The sequence below is a fragment of the Maricaulis sp. genome, from assembly GCF_048270265.1.
GTDB lineage: Bacteria > Pseudomonadota > Alphaproteobacteria > Caulobacterales > Maricaulaceae > Maricaulis.
Genome location: NZ_JBLWTD010000016.1, coordinates 1 through 17,301 on the forward strand (window position 1 = coordinate 1; position 17,301 = coordinate 17,301).

Genomic DNA, 17,301 nt, shown 5'->3' on the forward strand with positions numbered 1-17,301 from the left:
ATCGGCCGGCATGGCCGTTCCTATGGCGATGACGGCGCCACGGTTGCCGCCTATGCCGGCGCCTTCATCGATGCCTAACGTGCGGCCGGGGCGGGCTGCGCGGCGTCAGATCTCGCCGTGAGCCCATAATTCGATCAGGAGCCGGGCAATGGCGACCGAAGGCGGGACCTGCGCCTCGGGATGGCGCCCCTCGAGCATGGCACGGACCTCGTCGCGGGAGAACCAGCGCGCATCCTCAAGCTCGTTCTCGTCAACCGTGACCGCGGCATTGGTGACCGGTGCGACCAGCCCCATCATCAGGGATGAGGGGAAGGGCCAGGGCTGGGTCATGACATAGCGGATGGCGGCGATGTCGGCGATCACGCCGGATTCTTCTTCGAGCTCGCGGGCGCAAGCCTCTTCAATGGTCTCCGCCGGCTCGACGAAGCCGGCCAGTGCCGACCACATGCCCGGCGGCCAGCTGGCCTGACGTCCGAGCAGGCAGTTATCACCGTCAATCGCCAGCATGATCACCACCGGGTCGACGCGCGGGAAATGCTCCGCCTCGCAGCCGCCGCAGACCCGCTTGGCGCCGCCAGAGACAATCTCGGTGGCCTGGCCGCAATTGGCGCAGAAACCATGGCGTTCATGCCAGGCACACAGGGCCTTGGCGTGGGCAAAGATCGCCGCTTCGCTCTGGCTCAGCGCCATGGCGGCCTGGCGCGCATCCATGAAGGCAATGGCGGCCTCGGCCGGCGGTTCCTGGGACAATTCGGTGGCAAATACCGGATCGCCGCGTAACTCGCCGAGATAGAGCTGCAGCTGCGCCGGGCCGTAGAGCCGCTCGCAGTCATCAAGCTTCAGCCAGGCGATGCCGCCCCCTTCCGCGATCCCCGGCAGGCCGCGATACAGCACCATCGTCCAGGCATTCTCGCGCCCGGCCTGGGCCGCGAGTTTCGCTGTGTCGCGGCGCAGGCGCTCGCCGCGATCGAGCGGTGAGCCCGCGAAGACGAGGGGCGGGCGGTTTATCAGGACGGAGCGGTCACTCATGGCAATATCCGGATTGGCGGTGCGCTGCGCGCGTCAGGGCGTGCAGGCAAGGATTACAAGGGTTCATTGCGACCTTCAACGTCTGCGCCGTGCTAGAGGTCGAAGCGGTCGAGATGGCCGGGAATTTCGCAGGACCAGCCCAGTTCACGCTCGATCCGGCTGCGCAAGGCCCGCGAGGAGGCCGGCTCGCCATGGACGAGGAAGGTCTTGCGAGGGGGTGTCTTGAATCCACCAAGCCATTGCATCAGCTCGTTGGCGTCTGCATGGGCCGAGAGCATGGAGATTTCTTCGACCTCGGCCCGGATCGGAACGTGTTGGCCATGGATGCGGATATCGTCCGCGCCGGCAAGGATGGTCGCGCCGGGCGTGCCCGGGGCCTGGAAGCCGGAGATTACCACCGTATTGCGCGGATCCGGGGCATAGGCTTTGAGATGGTGCAGGATGCGTCCGCCGGTCGCCATGCCGCTGGCGGAGATGATGACCTTGGGCATCTTGTCCACGGTCAGGGCCTTGGAATCCTCGGTCTCGCGGACGTAATTGACCATGTCGCCGATTTCTTCGGCATCGCCGGGAGAGATGCGGTGATCGCCAAAATGGCGGCGCAGGATCGCGCTGGCATTGATCGCCATCGGGCTGTCGAGATAGACGGGCACATTCTTGATCCGGCCTGCCTTCTTCATCTTCCACAGATAATAGGTCAGCAATTGTGCCCGGCCGACGGCGAAGGAGGGGATGACGACTGTGCCGCCGCGCGCCGTGGTGCGCTCGACAATGCCGGCCAGCAGCTCGCCCGGATCGCCCTGCTCATGCAGCCGGTCGCCATAGGTGGTTTCCAGCAGGAGATAATCAGCCTGCCCGATCGGTTCGGGATCAAACAGCACCGGGTCGTCATAGCGGCCGAGATCGCCGGAAAAGGCGACGGTGCGGCCATGCCAGTTCAGCTCGACGGTGGCGGCACCGAGGATATGGCCGGCGCGGCGCAGTTTCAGCCGCGCGCCATGGCCCAGATCGGTATCGGTGTTGAATTCCACCTCGCGAAAACGCTCCATCGAGGCCTCCGCCTCATCCTCGGTATAGAGCGGCAGCGCCGGTTCATGGCGGGAGAATTTCTTGCGATTGGCATATTCCGCGTCGCGTTCCTGCAGATAGCCGCTGTCGGGCAGGAGGATGCCGCACAGATCAATGGTCGGCGGCGAGCACAGGATGTCGCCGGCATAGCCATCGCGGATCAGACGCGGGACATAGCCGGAATGGTCCATATGGGCGTGGGAGAGCACGACCGAATCGATCGACCAGGGCGCAACCGGGAAGGGTTCCCAATTGCGGGTGCGGATATCGCGCCGGCCCTGGAACATGCCGCAATCGAGCAGGATGCGCTTGCCATCGGCTTCGAGCAGATGCCGCGAGCCGGTTACCGTACCGGCGGCACCCATGCAGGTCAGGCTCATTTCGGTCAAAACGGATCTCCGATGCGCGGCAGGGGTGGCAGGCTGTGCCGATGCGGCAAGCCTATCAAGATGCTGCGGCCTGTCGAAACAAATCGCCGCTGGCCGGCTTGATTTTGAGAATGATTCTCAATTAAGCTTGACGCAAGAGGAGCGCGACGATGAATCATACCCGCAAGCATTGCCAGGATATCAAGGCCGGACAGGCCGATCTGGCGGTCCGAGACTGGCTCGAAACCCAGGCGCGGATCACCGGATACTGGCGCGATCTGCTCGTCTCCTCCGGCGGTGACGACGCGTTGATCGCCGTGCTCGACGACCATGCCCTGTTTCTCGACGCGGCCGCGCGCATGGGCGAGGGCAGTTTTCACCGTCAACAGTGAAGCCATGACTTGCACCGGGAGGTCCGGCTTGCGATATAGACCTTGGAAGATCGGCGGTGGACGAGCTCCTCGCCAACCCGGTCAGGTCCGGAAGGAAGCAGCCGTAACGAGTTTTGGCACGGGTCGCTGTCCGGTCTTCCACGCGCACCAGCGCAATTAGCCCCGCGCAGCCCGGATTTCAGTCACCCGAATTTCAGCCAAGCGAGCCGATATGGACGATACGCCGCTGCCATCCGACGAGACAGGCGCAGCGGAGGCGCTGATGCCGGGGCTCGATCTGCCCGCGACCGGCCCCGTTCCCGGCTACCAGGTTCTGGCGCGCAAATACCGTCCTGACACATTCGAAGACCTGATTGGCCAGGCGGCCATGGTCCGCACCTTGACCAATGCCTTTGCGGCGGGCCGCATCGCCCATGCCTATATGCTCACCGGTGTGCGCGGGATCGGCAAGACGACCACGGCGCGCCTGATCGCGCGGGCACTGAATTTCCGCAATGCCGAGATCAACCAGCCTTCGATGAAGCTCGATGTCCGCGGCGAGCATTGCGATGCCATCGCCCGTTCGACCCATGTCGATGTGATGGAGATGGATGCTGCCTCGCGGACCGGTGTCGGCGATATCCGCGAGATTCTCGAGGGTGTGCGCTACGCCCCGGTGTCGGCGCGCTACAAGGTCTACATCATCGATGAGGTCCACATGCTCTCGACCTCCGCCTTCAACGCCCTGTTGAAGACGCTGGAGGAGCCGCCCGAGCACGCCAAATTCATCTTCGCCACCACCGAGATTCGCAAGGTGCCGGTGACGGTGCTGTCGCGCTGTCAGCGCTTTGACCTCAAGCGGATCGACCGCGACGTGCTCACCGACCATCTCGAGCGCATTTGCGGCCTCGAATCGGCGCAGGTCGAACGCGACGGGCTGTCGTTGATTTCCCGCGCGGCCGAAGGCTCGGTGCGCGATGCGCTCTCCCTGCTCGACCAGGCGATTGTCCAGGGCGCCGAGGCTGACGGCCCCGTCTCCGCGACCCAGATCCGCGACATGCTCGGCCTGGCTGATCGTGCGCGCGTACTCGACCTGCTTGACCACGCGCTCGCTGCGCGAACCAGTGATGCGCTGAACGAACTGGCGTCGCTTTATGATGCCGGCGGCGATCCCGTCGTTATCACCCGCGACCTGCTCGATTATGTCCACGCCATCTCCCGCGTGAAGGCGGTCGGATCCGGGGCTGATCTCGGCGAGGCGGCCGACACGGTCCAGCGCCTCGCGGCGATTGCCGAAAGCCAGAGCCTCGCTCAGCTGACCCGTTTGTGGAAACTGCTCCTGACCGGGCTGGAGGATGTCCGCAAGGCACCTGATCCGCTCGCTGCCGCCGAGATGACGCTGCTGCGCCTGGTCGCCGCCTCGATGCTGCCCCCGCCGGAAGATGCTGCCCGCCTGCTGGCCAGCCAGCCTCCGGCTGCGGCAGACAGGGAGGCGCCGGGAAAGCCTGAGCCGGCAGCGATGCCGGCCGGTCCCGACGCTGCCATGACGGCCGAAGCCGTCGAAGTGCCGGCCACGCAACAGGGGCCTGCCAGTTTCGAAGAGCTGATTGCCATGTTGCAGGAGCGGCGCGACATCATCCTGCAGCTTGATGTCGAGCGCTGTGTCCGTCCGGTCTCCTTCAAGCCGGGCGCGATGACCTACCAGCCAACCGAGGACGCGCCGTCCGATCTGGCGCAACGCCTGTCCAAGCGTCTGCAGGAATGGACCGAGACGCGCTGGATGATTCTCGCCGACGCCAATGCCAAGGGCGGCGAGACCTGGTCGGAGCGGCGTCAGCGCGGCAAGCAGGAAAGAATGGCGGCGGTGCGCAGCGATCCGGCGGTGGAAGAGGCGATGCGTCTCTTCCCCGGTGCCGAGATTGTCCGCGTCATTGAAGCGGCCAAACCCGACGATACAGACGAAACCAGCCAAGCGGAGAATCGCGCATGACCGATCTGATGGGATTGATGAAGCAGGCGCAGGCCATGCAGCAGAAAATGACCGAGGCGCAGGAAAAGCTCTCCGCCAGCCAGGTCGTTGGCGAGGCCGGTGCCGGCCTGGTGACCATGACGCTCAGCGGCAAGGGCGAGATGCGCGCCCTGTCGATTGACCCCTCCCTGCTCGATCCGACCGAAGGCGAAGTCATCGAGGACCTGGTGATGGCCGCCCACAATGATGCCAGGCGCAAGATGGAAGCGCTGCAGCAGGACGTGATGAAAGAGGCCGCTGGCGGTCTGCAATTGCCACCCGGCATGTCGATGCCGGGCTGAGCGGACAGGACCTGACCCGATGCGCACTGCCTCTGCCGGACCCGAAATCGAACGCCTGATGGCCCTGCTGGCCAAACTGCCCGGGCTAGGCCCGCGCTCGGCGCGGCGCGCGGCCCTGCATCTGCTCGGCAAGCGCGACAGCCTGATGCGTCCGCTCGCCGAGGCGCTCGGTGATGCCGCTGACAAGATCGGGGCCTGCAGTGAATGCGGCAATCTCGACGTGACTGACCCCTGCGCCGTCTGCGCCTCGCCCGGCCGTCAGCCGGCGGCGATCTGTGTCGTCGAGACGGTGGGCGATCTGTGGGCACTGGAGCGCGCCGGGGCCTTCAAGGGGCGCTATCACGTGCTCGGCGGTGTCTTGTCGGCGCTCGATGGTGTCCGGCCCGAAGACCTCAATATCGCCAAGTTGATCGAGCGCGCGGCACGCGAGGAGATCACCGAGATCGTGCTGGCACTCAATGCCACGGTCGACGGCCAGACAACCGCGCATTTTCTCGCCGACAAACTTCAGCCGGCGGGCGTGTCCGTGACGTCGCTGGCGCGCGGCGTGCCGGTGGGTGGCGAGCTGGACTACCTGGATGACGGCACGCTGGCAGCGGCCTTCCGCAGCCGGGCGGCGGTCTAGGTCCGTCTGTCAAAAAACCAAATGGCCTTCTGAGGCCAAATCATCCTAGGCTGCAGCAGTGGCCGGCAATGCGCGGCGTGGTTGATCGGGGATGCATACAGACATGGCCACGGAGACGGAGCGGGAAAACCATCATGCCGACCGTCTGACACGCAAGACCGCAACGCTGTTCTTCTGCATCGCCCTGTTCATGGTCTCGCTGGTGATGGCGGCCATCACCTCGTCCAAGATCCAGGAATTCCATTTCGGCAGCATCTCGGTCCTGGTTCCGGCGGGCACCCTGGCCTTCGGCCTGACCTATCTCGCGACGGATGTGATCAGCGAGGTCTGGGGACGCAGCTACGCCTTCTGCGTCGTGCTGATCGGCCTGTTGATGCGCCTGCTGATGATGGTGCTGATCCTCTATGCGCTTCACGCCGAGGACGTGTTTGGCTTCATCACCGTGATCAATCAGTGGTCGCCCGAGAGTCAGGAGGCCTTCGAGTCGATTTTGTCGACCAGCAACCGGCTCAATCTCGCCGGCATGGTCGCCTTCGCGATCAGTGCCAGTTCCGACATCCTGATCTATCACTATCTGCAGCAGCGCGATGCTGGCAAGAACCGGCTCTGGCTGCGCAATAATGTCTCGACCATGGTGTCGCAAATCCTCAACAGCCTGATCTTCATCACGGCCGGCTTTCTGGGTGCCCTGCCACTGGCAGCGATCGGCAGCCTGATTCTTGGCCAGATCGTGGTCAAGATCATGGTCGCGGCGTTCGATACGCCCGCGGTCTATCTGATCCGGAATTTCGCCGTGGGCCGGCCGCTGGGCGATTTCCGCGGCTAGAGCGAGAGCGCCCGCGCCATGCTGGCCAGGCGCGGTGGCAGGCCGGACTCGAAGGCCGAGGCCTGGGCCCAGCGCCGGCGCAGGCGCACCGGGATTTCGGCGAGCTGTCCGGGCATGATCCGGGCTGCGGATTCGGCCAGTTCCCAGCTGCGAATGCCCAGTGCTGCCAGACCGGTCGACAGAATCCTGCCCTGGTAGAGCGGCACTTCGTAGCTGCGATAATATTTCTTGTACTGGGCGCTGCCCCCGCCAAGGTCGACGCGGGTGATGCCGCGGGTGCCAAGTTGTCTGAACAGGCCCTGCATCAGCAGCAGGCCCGGAGAGTATTTCGCCAGACCCGGATCATAGGCCGGGAACCAGGAGTGATAGACACCGCCGGCCGCCAGACCGAATTCAACGGCCGCGAGCCGGTCGCCGAACCAGAGCGCTGCCGTCAGGCCGCCAAATCCGGCGCCCTCATTCTCGCGCAGATCGGCCAGCACGGACTGGACCCAGTTGATCCCGAAGACGTCGAGCTTGCCCGTGTCGCGGTATTGCGCCTGTTTCCAGTCGCACAGGGCCTCGAACAGACGTCCGTCCGGATCGCCCAGTTCAACGCGAACCGGGCCGTGATCGCGCTCGGCATTGCGCTGCAGGCGCGCCGTCTTGCGGAAGTGTGAGGGGAATTCGGCCTGTTGAGCGGCGAAATAGGCCTCGGCGCCGTCTGTCAGTTCAACAATGGTCGAGCCATCGCGGGTGCGCACTGCCGGGTCATCGCCGGGATCGGGTCCGACCCAGTTGTCGAACACCAGTGCCGAGCCGTGGCTGGCCACCAGCACGGCTTTGGGGTCCAGCACCTGTCCCGGCGCGGCGATAATGCCCTGATAATCGCTCATGGGCGCACCGATCGGCCGGACCACGCCCTCGCGGGCGGCATGATGCGGGAAGAAACCGATGATTTCACCCTTGTCCTCGAACACGGCGATGCGGACATCGCCGCGTGCGCGCGCAACGCTGCGGGTGAACTCAAAACGCAGATATGGACTCACCAGCTGGCCGCCGGGCGCAGCCCAGGCGTTCCATTGTGAGATCATCTTGTCGTCAATGTCCCCGATCGAGACGATTTTCACGTCCATGTAGCTACCCCGGTTGTGCCCCAACAGGGGAGACGCAAGTTGCGGGCCGAAATGAATACCCCTATGGGCAGGCGACAGCTTTTGTCCGGGCCGCTGTGCTAGGCTTGAGTTCGTCAATCAGATTCGGATGATTTCAATGGATACCGCCACGCTTCTCCCGCTCGCCGGCCTCGCAGCCCTCGCCCTGATCGCCATCGTGATCGCGATTGTTGAATTTCGCGCCCATACCCAGGCCCGGCGCGAGCTTGAGACTGCGGCCGGAGATCTGGCCGAGGAGCGGAGGATGCGGGCCAATGCCGAGCTGGCGCTGGCGCGCGCCGAGGAGCGGGCAAGCCAGCTTGCCGAGCTTGGTGAGAAACTGGCGGCCCAGACGGCCGCGCGCGAGGCCGCCGAGCAAAGCGTCGCCGCCATGCAGGCGCAGATGCAGGAGCGCGAGCGCGCTGTCGCCGAGGAACGCGCCTCCCTGTCGAAAATGGGTGAGGAAATCCGCGTCAAATTCACCGCCCTGGCCGGGGAAGTGCTCGACCAGAGCCAGAAGAAATTCCTCGAGCGCGCCGGCGAGACCTTCAAGGTCAGCCAGGAAAAGACCGAGGGCGGCGTCAAATCCGTGGTCGAACCGGTCCAGAAAGGACTGGAGGAGTTCCGCGCCCAGCTGGCGATCATCGAGAAGGAGCGCCACGCGCACAAGGGCGAACTCGACAATCAGATCAAGCAATTGTCCGAAGGCCTCTCGGTGCAGCACAAGGAGACCTCCAAACTGGTCAATGCGCTGCAGCGCTCCTCGACGACACGCGGTCAATGGGGCGAGCGCACGGTCGAGAATATTCTCGAACTGGCCGGTCTGAGCGCCAATATCGATTACGAGGCCCAGCACCAGACTCGCGACAGCGACGGCAATGCGATGCGCCCGGATTTCGTGGTGCGCCTGCCCGGTGGTGGGCGTTTCGTGGTCGATTCCAAGGTCGCGCTGACCGGCTATCTCGATGCTGTTGAAGCCGAGGATGAGGCCGCCCGAAAAAGCGCCCTGCAGCGGCATGCGGCGCAGGTGCGTACGCATGTGAAGCAATTGTCCAAGAAGGAATATGCCAACGCTGTCGATGGTGCGATCGACTTCGTGGCGCTCTTCATTCCCGGCGAGAGCTTCTACAACGCTGCCATGGACCAGGACCCGGCCCTGTTTGACGACGCCATTGCCAAGGGCATTATCATCGTCACTCCGGCCACACTGCTGGCCCTCGCCAAGGCCGTCTCCTTCGGCTGGCGCCAGCAGGCTCTGGAAGCCAATGCCGAGAAGATCGCGGCGCTGGGGGCCGAGCTCTATTCGCGTCTGAGTGCCTTTTCCGAACATCTCGGCCGCGTCGGCTCGGGCCTGAAATCGGCGACCTCGAACTACAACAAGGCCGTCGCCTCGCTGGAGACGCGGGTGCTGGTCTCGGCCCGCCGGATGTCGGAGATGAATGCGGCCACCCAGACCAAGACGATCGAGGCGCCCGACCAGGTCGATGAAGCCCCGCGTGCGCTGGCGGCGCCGGACGGGGCCGACTGAAGTGTCCAATTCTTGATTCCGCGCACCGCTCGCCCTATCTAGTGCCCATGGCTGTCAGAGAAATCATCACCGTCCCCGATCCGCGCCTGAAACTGGTGTCCCAACCCGTCGAGCGGGTGGATGACGAGTTGCGCGATCTGATGGATGACATGTTGCAAAGCATGTACGCCGCCGACGGGATCGGCCTCGCGGCGATCCAGGTCGGCGTTCCCAAACGCGTCATCGTGATGGATCTGGCCAAGGCCGACGAGCCGCCGCAGCCGCGCTATTTCGTCAATCCGGTCCTGTCTGACCCGTCCGATACGCTGCAGCCCTATGAAGAGGGCTGTCTGTCGGTGCCGACCGTGTTTGACGAGGTCGAGCGCCCGGACCGGGTCCGCATCCAGTATCTCGATTATGACGGCAAGCCCTGCGACGAGATCGCCGAGGGCATGTTCGCCGTCTGCATCCAGCACGAGATGGACCATCTCGAGGGCATTCTCTTCATCGACTATCTCTCGCGCCTCAAACGCCAGCGCGCCGTCCAGCGCGTCAAGAAGCTGGAAAAAGACAAACCCCGCGACGACGCGGCCTAGAATCGCCCCGCCTGGAAATCGGCCACGGCCTGTTGCAGCTCGGCCTGGGTGTTCATTACGAAGGGGCCGTAGCGTGCCACCGGCTCATTGATCGGCTGGCCTGCGGCGAGGATGAAGCTCGCGCCCTGGGCTCCGGCTTTCAATTCTACCGCATCGCCATCGCTCAGGACGCCGAGGTCGGGTGCCTTGACGGTCTCGGTTCCGGCGGAAACCTCGCCCTTGTAGACCGAGATGAAAACCGTATGCCCGGCCGGCACCCCTTCCTTGAAAGTGGCACCGGGCTCCAGCGTGATGTCGAGCAGGAGCGGCCTGGTGGCGATCTGTTCGACCGGGCCGGTGACGCCGCTGGCGCTGGAGCCAGCCAGGACGCGAACGCGGCTGTCTTCACGCTGTTCGACCGGGATCTGGTCAGCGCTGAACTCCTGGTAGCGCGGCGCCGTCATCTTCTGTTTCGCCGGCAGATTGACCCAGAGCTGGAAGCCCCACATCCGGCCCTCGTCCTGTTCGGGCATTTCGGAGTGAACAATCCCGCGCCCGGCCGTCATCCACTGGATCCCGCCCGGTCCGATCACGCCCTTGTGGCCCTTGTTGTCGCCATGACGCATGCGGCCATCGAGCATGATGGTGACGGTCTCGAAACCGCGATGCGGATGGCTGGGGAAGCCGGCGATATAGTCATCACGATTGTCAGAGCGGAACTGGTCGAGCATCAGGAATGGGTCGAGATAGTTCAGCCCCTGATGGCCGAGCATCCGCGTCAGCTTGACCCCGGCACCGTCCGACGTCGGCATGCCGCGCGAGATCTGGCTGATCCGGCGGGCTCTGGTCTTGGTGGTGGTGGACATGATGCGCTCCTGCGGGCTCGGTAGAGCGTCAAAATAGGCCTTCGCGGTCCCGAAACCAGCCGCGTTGGCGAAAAGCATTGTTTCCGCTGCGGACAGGATCGCTTGTGCTTGACCCGGTCCGGCAGGTGCGGGATCGTTGCGAAACAATTTCAAGGGGATTGCCATAATGAAACTGATCCACGCCAGCGCCGCGCTTGGCTTGATAAGCCTCGCAGCCTGTTCCGCACCGGAATCAACGCCAGCCAGCGACGACATGCTGGCGGCGCTGTCGCAATATTGCGGTCAGGCGTTCGAAGGCGCGGTCATCAGTGATGATCCTCGCGATGCCGACTGGGCCGCTGAGGTGCTGACCATCCATTTCCGCGAATGCAGTGATGACGAAGTCCGCATCCCCCTGCATGTCGGCGAGGATCGTTCGCGCACCTGGATCATCAGCCGCCAGGGCGATGGCCTGCGCCTGCAGCACGACCATCGTCACGAAGATGGCAGCGATGATGCGGTGACCATGTATGGCGGTTCGACCGTGACGCCGCCGGCCAATGGCCGCGCCGAATTCCCGGCCGATCAGTTCTCGAAAGACCTGTTCGAGCGCGAGGGGCTCGCGGTTTCAGTCACCAATGTCTGGACGATCGCGCTGACGGACGACACGTTGACCTATGCGCTCGATCGGCCGGAGCGTCATTTCGAGGTCAGCTTTGATATGACCCATCCGGTTGATGTTCCACCGGCCCCCTGGGGCGCCGAGTAGGGATTCAGGGACATGCGCCTGTGGCGCATGTCCCGTCAGCTCCGCTTGTCAGTCATCATCTGACGGTGCGCAGGCGCCATCCCGCGCAACGCTGACGCCCGCAGATGCCGCGGTGCAGGCATTGCCATAGGTCTGGCCGTCGCAGCCGCAGACGGGGCGGTATTCGCGCGTGCAGGCCTGTGGCCTCGGTGTGCAGATACCGGACTGGTCCGCCGCGCCGCACTGGGCCGAGGGCTCATAGCGGCAATAGGCGTTCGCATCGGCGCAGCCCGTCCCCATCATGCCGCCGCACATGCCGCCAATTTCGGACGTCGGGCGTGTATTGGTGACGGGACCGTCCGGCGTCGATGCGGCGCAAGCGCTGAGCGCCAGGAGTCCGGAAACGAGGGTGATGAGAATGCCGGCCGGTTTTGTCATGGTGTCGCTCCTGCTTGGCGGTCAGCCTATATCAAAGTTAAGACAGCGGGAATAAGTCGATTGATCTTGACGGGACAATAGCGCGCATGACCCTCCGCCTCGCCTTCATGGGAACGCCCGACTTTGCGGTCCGCTCGCTCGCCGAGATCGCTGCAGCGGGGCACGAGATCGTGCGCGTCTATACCCAGCCGCCGCGCAAGCGCGGACGTGGCCAGTCGGAGCAGAAGACGCCGGTGCACCAGCTGGCCGAACTATTGGGAATTCCCGTCTCCACCCCTGGCAGCTTTAGGGATGATGCGGTGCTCGAGGCGTTCGAGTCTCTCGATCTTGATGCCGCCATCGTCGTCGCCTTCGGGCAAATCCTGCCACAACGGGCGCTGGATGCGCCGCGCCTGGGCTGCCTGAATCTGCACGGATCCCTGCTCCCACGCTGGCGCGGGGCGGCGCCGATCCAGCGCGCGATCATGGCCGGCGATAGCCAGACCGGTGTCCAGATCCAGCAGATGGAAGCCGGGCTGGATACCGGCCCGATCCTGCTGTCCGAAACCGTTGCCATCAGCGAAACCGACACCGCCGCCAGTCTGCACGACAGGCTGATGGATGTCGGCGCCCTGATGTGGCCGCGCGCCCTGGCGGCGCTCGAACGCGGCTCCTTGCAGGCGGTGCCGCAAGCGGAAGATGGCGTCACCTACGCCAAAAAGATCACGCCGGAGGAGGCGCGCATCGACTGGTCGCGCCCGGCGGCGGAACTCTCGCCGCACATCCGTGGCCTCTCGCCCTTTCCCGGCGCCTGGTTCGAGCTGGCGACCGAGAAGGGGCCCGTTCGGGTCAAGGTCCTGCTTGCGGCCAGCGAGGCGGGCGAGGGCGCGCCCGGCACGGCGCTCGACGACAAGCTTCTGATCGCCTGTGGTTCCGGTGCCCTGCGCCTGCTGCGTCTGCAGCGCGAGGGCAAGGGGGCGATGAAGGCGGAGGACTTCCTGCGCGGCACCGCTGTGCCGGCCGGAACGGTGCTGGGCTGATGCCGCGCTACAAGCTCACCCTGGAATATGACGGCACGCCATTCTACGGCTGGCAGTGGCAGGATCACGGCCCGTCCGTGCAGGGCTCGCTGCAACGCGCGGCGCTGGCGCTCAATGGCGCGCCGGTGATCGTTCAGGGCGCGGGCCGCACCGATAGCGGTGTGCACGCGCTGGGGCAGGTGGCGCATCTCGATCTCGACAAGGATCTGCGTTGCGACCGGGTGCGCGATGCGCTCAATCACCATCTGCGTCCCGATCCGATTGCCGTGCTCGAGGCCGAGAAGGTCGGCGAGGATTTTCACGCCCGTTTCTCGGCCACCAAGCGGCATTATCTCTACCGCCTGATCGACCGCCGCTCGCCGCTCACCCTCGACAAGGGCCAGATCTGGCGCGTGCCGCAACGGCTCGATAGCGATGCCATGCATGCGGCGGCGCAGATGCTGGTGGGCAGCCATGATTTTTCCACCTTCCGCGATGCGCAATGCCAGGCGGAAAGCCCGGTCAAGACGCTCGACGAGATCCGTGTTTCGCGCATTGGCGAGGAGGTACAGGTGACCTGCTCGGCGCGCTCCTTCCTGCACCGCCAGGTGCGCTCTTTTGTCGGCTCCCTGGTCGAGGTCGGGGTCGGCAAATGGTCGCTGCGCGATTTCAAGGCCGCGCTTGATGCGGCCGATCGCAAGCGTTGCGGCCCGGTGGCTCCGTCGGACGGGCTCTATCTGGTGGCCGTGGATTATCCGGACTGAGGCCTGGGGCCTAGCCGGCCGACGCGCCGGGTGTCATCGCGAGGCTCAGGCCAATGAGCAGGAATTCCGATGCCAGCAGTGGCACGGCCGCCGCCGCCGCCGAGGTCAGGGTGGGTTGGCCCAGGGCGATATAGGCGATGCGCCAGTGCACCAGAATCCGCAGATATCGGTATAGCCAGAGCAGTATGGCGATCAGCTGCAAATTGATCAGGCCGGCCATGAACAGGGTGTAGATCGTGGCCTGGATCGCAAACAGGATGATCGAACTCCAATTGTGCAACACCACCCAGGCGGCCCAGCGGCCTCGCGCGCCGACAATGCTCGCCGCCAGCGCTGCCGCGAGCGGGAATACCACCCAGGACAGGGAATAGACGAGGAAGTCCTCGAGCCCGTAGACGCGTTCGCCATTGGAGCCGTGCCAGGCACTGAGCAGGCTGAGTGTGACCAGGGGCAGGGCAAAAATCGCCGCCGAGAAGGAACGCCACAACCCGCCCATCGACGTGTTGAAATTCTCCTCCCAGCCCTCCTTGAAGGTCAGGATGCGCCAGCATCCCTGCACCGCAAGCCAGGCCTCCGCGACCAGTCTGATCATGCCGGCGTGTCCGTGAAATAGCGGGCGAGGATGCGGGTATAGATGCGGGTCAGCGTTTCCAGGTCGGCCACCGGCACGCATTCATCGATCTTGTGCATGCTGGCGCCCACCAGGCCGAATTCGGCGACAGGTCCGTATTTGTGGATGAAGCGGGCATCGCTGGTGCCGCCGCCGGTGGTGAGCGCGGCGCGGCGGCCGGTCTCGGCCTCGATCGCGTCCTGCAACAGGGTGGTGAAGGCTCCGGCCGGGGTCAGGAAGGCCTCGCCGGTGACATGGATATCGCAGACCACCTCGCCGTCGAAGGTCAGCGCCACCAGCGCCGCCTCATCCTCGATCCAGCGGGTCAGCTCGTCGCCGGTATGGGCGATATTGAAGCGGATATTGAAGCGCGCCTCGGCATGGCCCGGGATCACATTGGTGGTCGGATTGCCGACATCGATACTGGTGACCTCCAGATTGGAGGGCTGGAAATTCTCCGCGCCGTCATCGAGCAGGCGCGCGGTGAGGCGGCCGAGCAGGGTGAGCAAAGGCGGGATCGGGTTTTCCGCCCGTTCCGGATAGGCGACATGGCCCTGGCGGCCGGTGATGGAGATCCGGCAATTGAGACTGCCGCGCCGGCCCGACTTGATCGTCTCGCCCATCGCGTTGGGATTGCTTGGTTCGCCAACCAGGCAATGATCGAAGCGCTCGCCCTCGGCGGCGAGCTGTTCCAGCGCCGCCTTGGTGCCATTGATCGCCATGCCCTCCTCATCGCCGGTGATCAGAAAGGCGATCGAGCCGTCCGGTTCGCCGTGCTCGTCGAGCAGACGCTGCACCGAGGCGACCATGGCGGCGATGGCGCCTTTCATGTCGGCGGCGCCGCGGCCCCACAACACGCCCTCGACCGCCTCGGCGGCGAAGGGCGGGTGGGTCCATTTGGCGTCATTGCCCGGGGGCACGACATCGGTATGGCCGGCAAACATGAAACAGGGGGCTGCTGTGCCGCGGCGGGCATAGAGATTGTCGATCTCGCCGAAGGGCAGACGCCGGCAGGCAAAGCCGAGGCTTTCCAGTGCCTGCTGCACCACATCCAGCGCTCCGGCATCGGCCGGGGTCACCGAGGGACAGCGGATCAGGCGCTGGGCGAGCGCGAGCGGATTGGAAAGATCGAGAGCTGTGTTCATAATCGAAACATAGCCGGTTCGTCCGGCCGCGCCAGAACAAGGATGCAGCCATGAGCAAGTTTGCCGTCGAGGATGTCGCTGAAATCTCGAAGAGCGGCTATCCCGCACCGTTCAACGAAGCCTGCAATGGCCGCCATACCCGCCGTCTCGGCGGGGCTGCCGGCCTGACCCAGTTCGGCGTCAACCAGGTCCGGCTCGAGCCCGGCGCCTGGTCATCCCAGCGCCATTGGCACACGCATGAGGATGAATTCGTCCAGATCATCTCCGGCGAGGCGGTGCTGGTGATGGATGGCGGCGAGACCGTGATGCGTCCCGGTGATTGCGCCGGCTTCCGCGCCGGCGTCGAGGACGGGCATCACCTGGTCAACCGCTCGGACGAGGATTGCATCTTCCTCGCCATCGGCACCCGCATCGACGCGGATGGCGCCGAATACCCCGATATCGACATGAGGGCCCTGCCGGAACGCTATGACCGGCCGGGCACGGGCACTTTCGTCCACAAGGATGGCACGCCTTATTGATTCCATTTGAGTTTCTTTGAGCGCGCGGGTTGCGTTCGGCGCCATGCCCCCTAGGGTGACGCGGTCGCACCCTGCGGTAACTCTCCGAGAAAACCCAAGGTGTGGATCATCCTCATGAAAAATTTCGCCATTGCGATCGCTGCGACCGCCGCATTATTCGGCTCAGTCGCCGATGCGCAAAAGGACGTGACAGCCACCGCGGCCGTCACACCTCGCGTCAGTCAGCCGGGCGAGGAACTCCTCTTCATCGTGCGGGGTATCGAGTACAATTGTCTCGCGCGGCACCCGGATGGTGGAGTCTTCCGTGAGCCGTGTGTGGATGGCGCCACCAATCAGCACTGGGGAATTTTGAGCGACCCCGGCGGCTATCGTCTGGTCCATCGCAATGGCGGATGCCTGAACCCCGGTGAACCCATGACCAGCCGCTATCTCGGGGCGGCCTACTTGGAAGCTTGCGCCCTGTCGCCCACTCAGGACATTAACCCGCGCCACCTGCTTGAGTCTCAGGACTACGTCCTGGTCATCCTCGATGGCGGGCGGCGCACTGTTATGCGTAGTGGGGAGCAACCGCGCGGCGAGAGGGTCATTGAGCGGTACTTCGCGCTGCGCCGGACGTTCAACTGGAGCGGATATGATGAATTCCTCGTGGATGAACCCATCGGTGCGAACCCGGGCGAGGTGACGGGCTTCGGCGCCGGGAGGGTGCCCGTGCAGCATCCAACCCGCGCGTATTTTGATGCCAATCAGGAAGGCCCGTCGTCGGAGCCTGATCGCCGGATCCTCTGGCAGATCATTGAGTACGAAGAGCCCGGCTGAGGCGCACCTGACCTCGCCCCAGGGTGAGGGACATGTACCTCTGGTACGTGTCCCGGGGAGGCAATCTTCTCTCGTTGAAGGGGCTGAATGCTCCTCTTGCCGAGCCTTGCCTTGGCTCTCGCACAGAATTCCGTTGAGGACCAAAACAGAAATTTGCCCGATGGGACGCGCACCAGAGGTACACGTCCCTCGTTCAGACCCTAGTGCGAGCGCCCGTGCGTCTCGCGATAGCGTTCCATCGAGATCGAGATCTTGAACGTCTCGCGATATTTGGGTGAGCCCACCGGGCGGGGCGGGTGCTGGGCTGTCAGGGCGAGGATGCGCTCCAGCGTGTCGTGGGCGGCGCCGCTCTGGCCGGCACCGATATAGGCGTGCAGCTCGACCAGCGCGTCGGACAGCGGATCGCCGCCGCGGATGATGAAATAGGGCTCATTGGCATCGAGCCGCTTGAGGACATCGAATTCCGACGGGTTGTTGGCGGAGCCGTAGGGCGCGGTCGGATCGGCAGCATCCGGATTGGTCTTGGCTTTCACATCGCTCACGGCAATTTCCTTCATGGTTCTTCGCTGGCGGGTATTGCATCAGATTCGAGCGTCCCGCGACA

General features: G+C 64.6%; 20 protein-coding genes and 1 other RNA gene. 13 read left to right on the plus strand and 8 right to left on the minus strand.

Annotated features, from left to right (window positions below; all coding sequences use genetic code 11):
- Positions 1–105 precede the first annotated feature (105 nt).
- Together nudC and ACN0YF_RS09695 are read right to left on the minus strand one after the other, a co-directional pair.
- Positions 106–1,029 carry an NAD(+) diphosphatase gene (nudC, locus tag ACN0YF_RS09690; protein WP_417494214.1) on the minus strand — a complete coding sequence of 308 codons (924 nt, stop codon included), beginning with the start codon at positions 1,027–1,029 and terminating at the stop codon, positions 106–108.
- A gap of 92 nt (positions 1,030–1,121) precedes the next feature.
- A complete protein-coding gene (locus ACN0YF_RS09695; protein WP_417494269.1) occupies positions 1,122–2,477 on the minus strand; it encodes an MBL fold metallo-hydrolase RNA specificity domain-containing protein in 1,356 nt (451 codons plus the stop codon).
- 158 nt (positions 2,478–2,635) lie between these two features.
- On the opposite strand from ACN0YF_RS09695, the gene ACN0YF_RS09700 reads away from it, so the two are divergent.
- The 6 genes from ACN0YF_RS09700 (at position 2,636) to ACN0YF_RS09725 (ending at position 6,597) form a co-directional block, all read left to right on the plus strand.
- A complete protein-coding gene (locus ACN0YF_RS09700) occupies positions 2,636–2,857 on the plus strand; it encodes a hypothetical protein (protein ID WP_417482331.1) in 222 nt (73 codons plus the stop codon).
- Positions 2,858–2,901: 44 nt separating this feature from the next.
- An RNA gene (gene ffs, locus ACN0YF_RS09705) (signal recognition particle sRNA small type) lies at positions 2,902–3,000 on the plus strand.
- A gap of 68 nt (positions 3,001–3,068) precedes the next feature.
- Complete coding sequence (locus ACN0YF_RS09710; protein WP_417494215.1) at positions 3,069–4,826, plus strand: DNA polymerase III subunit gamma/tau; 1,758 nt, start codon at positions 3,069–3,071, stop codon at positions 4,824–4,826.
- Positions 4,823–5,146 carry a YbaB/EbfC family nucleoid-associated protein gene (locus ACN0YF_RS09715; protein WP_417494216.1) on the plus strand — a complete coding sequence of 108 codons (324 nt, stop codon included), beginning with the start codon at positions 4,823–4,825 and terminating at the stop codon, positions 5,144–5,146. Before ACN0YF_RS09710 ends, ACN0YF_RS09715 begins: the two co-directional genes overlap by 4 nt.
- 19 nt (positions 5,147–5,165) lie before the next feature.
- Positions 5,166–5,771, plus strand: a complete 606-nt coding sequence (gene recR, locus ACN0YF_RS09720; protein ID WP_417494217.1) for a recombination mediator RecR — start codon at positions 5,166–5,168, stop codon at positions 5,769–5,771.
- Positions 5,772–5,874: 103 nt separating this feature from the next.
- Positions 5,875–6,597, plus strand: coding sequence for a queuosine precursor transporter (locus ACN0YF_RS09725; protein WP_417494218.1), 723 nt, complete (start codon positions 5,875–5,877; stop codon positions 6,595–6,597).
- Here the strand turns inward: ACN0YF_RS09725 and ACN0YF_RS09730 are convergent.
- The gene (locus tag ACN0YF_RS09730; protein WP_417494219.1) at positions 6,594–7,712 is read right to left on the minus strand and encodes a GNAT family N-acetyltransferase; all 1,119 of its coding nucleotides are present in this window, start codon (positions 7,710–7,712) and stop codon (positions 6,594–6,596) included. The genes ACN0YF_RS09725 and ACN0YF_RS09730 overlap by 4 nt on opposite strands.
- Before the next feature lie 136 nt (positions 7,713–7,848).
- On the opposite strand from ACN0YF_RS09730, the gene ACN0YF_RS09735 reads away from it, so the two are divergent.
- Positions 7,849–9,258, plus strand: coding sequence for a DNA recombination protein RmuC (locus ACN0YF_RS09735; protein ID WP_417494220.1), 1,410 nt, complete (start codon positions 7,849–7,851; stop codon positions 9,256–9,258).
- Between the two features lie 47 nt (positions 9,259–9,305).
- A complete protein-coding gene (gene def / locus ACN0YF_RS09740; RefSeq protein ID WP_417482325.1) occupies positions 9,306–9,833 on the plus strand; it encodes a peptide deformylase in 528 nt (175 codons plus the stop codon).
- Here def and ACN0YF_RS09745 read toward each other — a convergent pair.
- A complete protein-coding gene (locus ACN0YF_RS09745; RefSeq protein WP_417494221.1) occupies positions 9,830–10,678 on the minus strand; it encodes a pirin family protein in 849 nt (282 codons plus the stop codon). The genes def and ACN0YF_RS09745 overlap by 4 nt on opposite strands.
- A 166-nt stretch (positions 10,679–10,844) precedes the next feature.
- Here ACN0YF_RS09745 and ACN0YF_RS09750 point away from each other — a divergent pair, with 166 nt between their 5' ends.
- Positions 10,845–11,426: a hypothetical protein gene (locus tag ACN0YF_RS09750; protein WP_417494222.1), complete on the plus strand. Its 582-nt coding sequence runs from the start codon at positions 10,845–10,847 to the stop codon at positions 11,424–11,426.
- Between the two features lie 48 nt (positions 11,427–11,474).
- Here the strand turns inward: ACN0YF_RS09750 and ACN0YF_RS09755 are convergent, their stop codons facing one another.
- Positions 11,475–11,843: a Kazal-type serine protease inhibitor family protein gene (locus ACN0YF_RS09755; protein ID WP_417494223.1), complete on the minus strand. Its 369-nt coding sequence runs from the start codon at positions 11,841–11,843 to the stop codon at positions 11,475–11,477.
- 86 nt (positions 11,844–11,929) lie between these two features.
- On the opposite strand from ACN0YF_RS09755, the gene fmt reads away from it, so the two are divergent.
- The gene (gene fmt, locus ACN0YF_RS09760; protein WP_417494224.1) at positions 11,930–12,862 is read left to right on the plus strand and encodes a methionyl-tRNA formyltransferase; all 933 of its coding nucleotides are present in this window, start codon (positions 11,930–11,932) and stop codon (positions 12,860–12,862) included.
- Positions 12,862–13,605 carry a tRNA pseudouridine(38-40) synthase TruA gene (gene truA, locus ACN0YF_RS09765; protein WP_417494225.1) on the plus strand — a complete coding sequence of 248 codons (744 nt, stop codon included), beginning with the start codon at positions 12,862–12,864 and terminating at the stop codon, positions 13,603–13,605. Before fmt ends, truA begins: the two co-directional genes overlap by 1 nt.
- Positions 13,606–13,615: 10 nt before the next feature.
- Here the strand turns inward: truA and ACN0YF_RS09770 are convergent, their stop codons facing one another.
- Both ACN0YF_RS09770 and dapE read right to left on the minus strand, forming a co-directional pair.
- Positions 13,616–14,197 (minus strand): hypothetical protein, encoded by a 582-nt coding sequence (locus tag ACN0YF_RS09770; protein WP_417494226.1) that lies wholly within the window; start codon positions 14,195–14,197, stop codon positions 13,616–13,618.
- Positions 14,194–15,360: a succinyl-diaminopimelate desuccinylase gene (dapE, locus tag ACN0YF_RS09775; RefSeq protein ID WP_417494227.1), complete on the minus strand. Its 1,167-nt coding sequence runs from the start codon at positions 15,358–15,360 to the stop codon at positions 14,194–14,196. Before dapE ends, ACN0YF_RS09770 begins: the two co-directional genes overlap by 4 nt.
- Before the next feature lie 50 nt (positions 15,361–15,410).
- Here dapE and ACN0YF_RS09780 point away from each other — a divergent pair, with 50 nt between their 5' ends.
- Together ACN0YF_RS09780 and ACN0YF_RS09785 are read left to right on the plus strand one after the other, a co-directional pair.
- Positions 15,411–15,881: a cupin domain-containing protein gene (locus ACN0YF_RS09780; protein WP_417494228.1), complete on the plus strand. Its 471-nt coding sequence runs from the start codon at positions 15,411–15,413 to the stop codon at positions 15,879–15,881.
- Positions 15,882–15,995: 114 nt separating this feature from the next.
- Complete coding sequence (locus ACN0YF_RS09785) at positions 15,996–16,697, plus strand: hypothetical protein (protein ID WP_417494229.1); 702 nt, start codon at positions 15,996–15,998, stop codon at positions 16,695–16,697.
- A 200-nt stretch (positions 16,698–16,897) separates the two neighbouring features.
- Here ACN0YF_RS09785 and ACN0YF_RS09790 read toward each other — a convergent pair whose 3' ends face one another.
- Positions 16,898–17,239 carry an aspartate decarboxylase gene (locus ACN0YF_RS09790; protein WP_233342284.1) on the minus strand — a complete coding sequence of 114 codons (342 nt, stop codon included), beginning with the start codon at positions 17,237–17,239 and terminating at the stop codon, positions 16,898–16,900.
- Between the last annotated feature and the right edge of the window lie 62 nt (positions 17,240–17,301).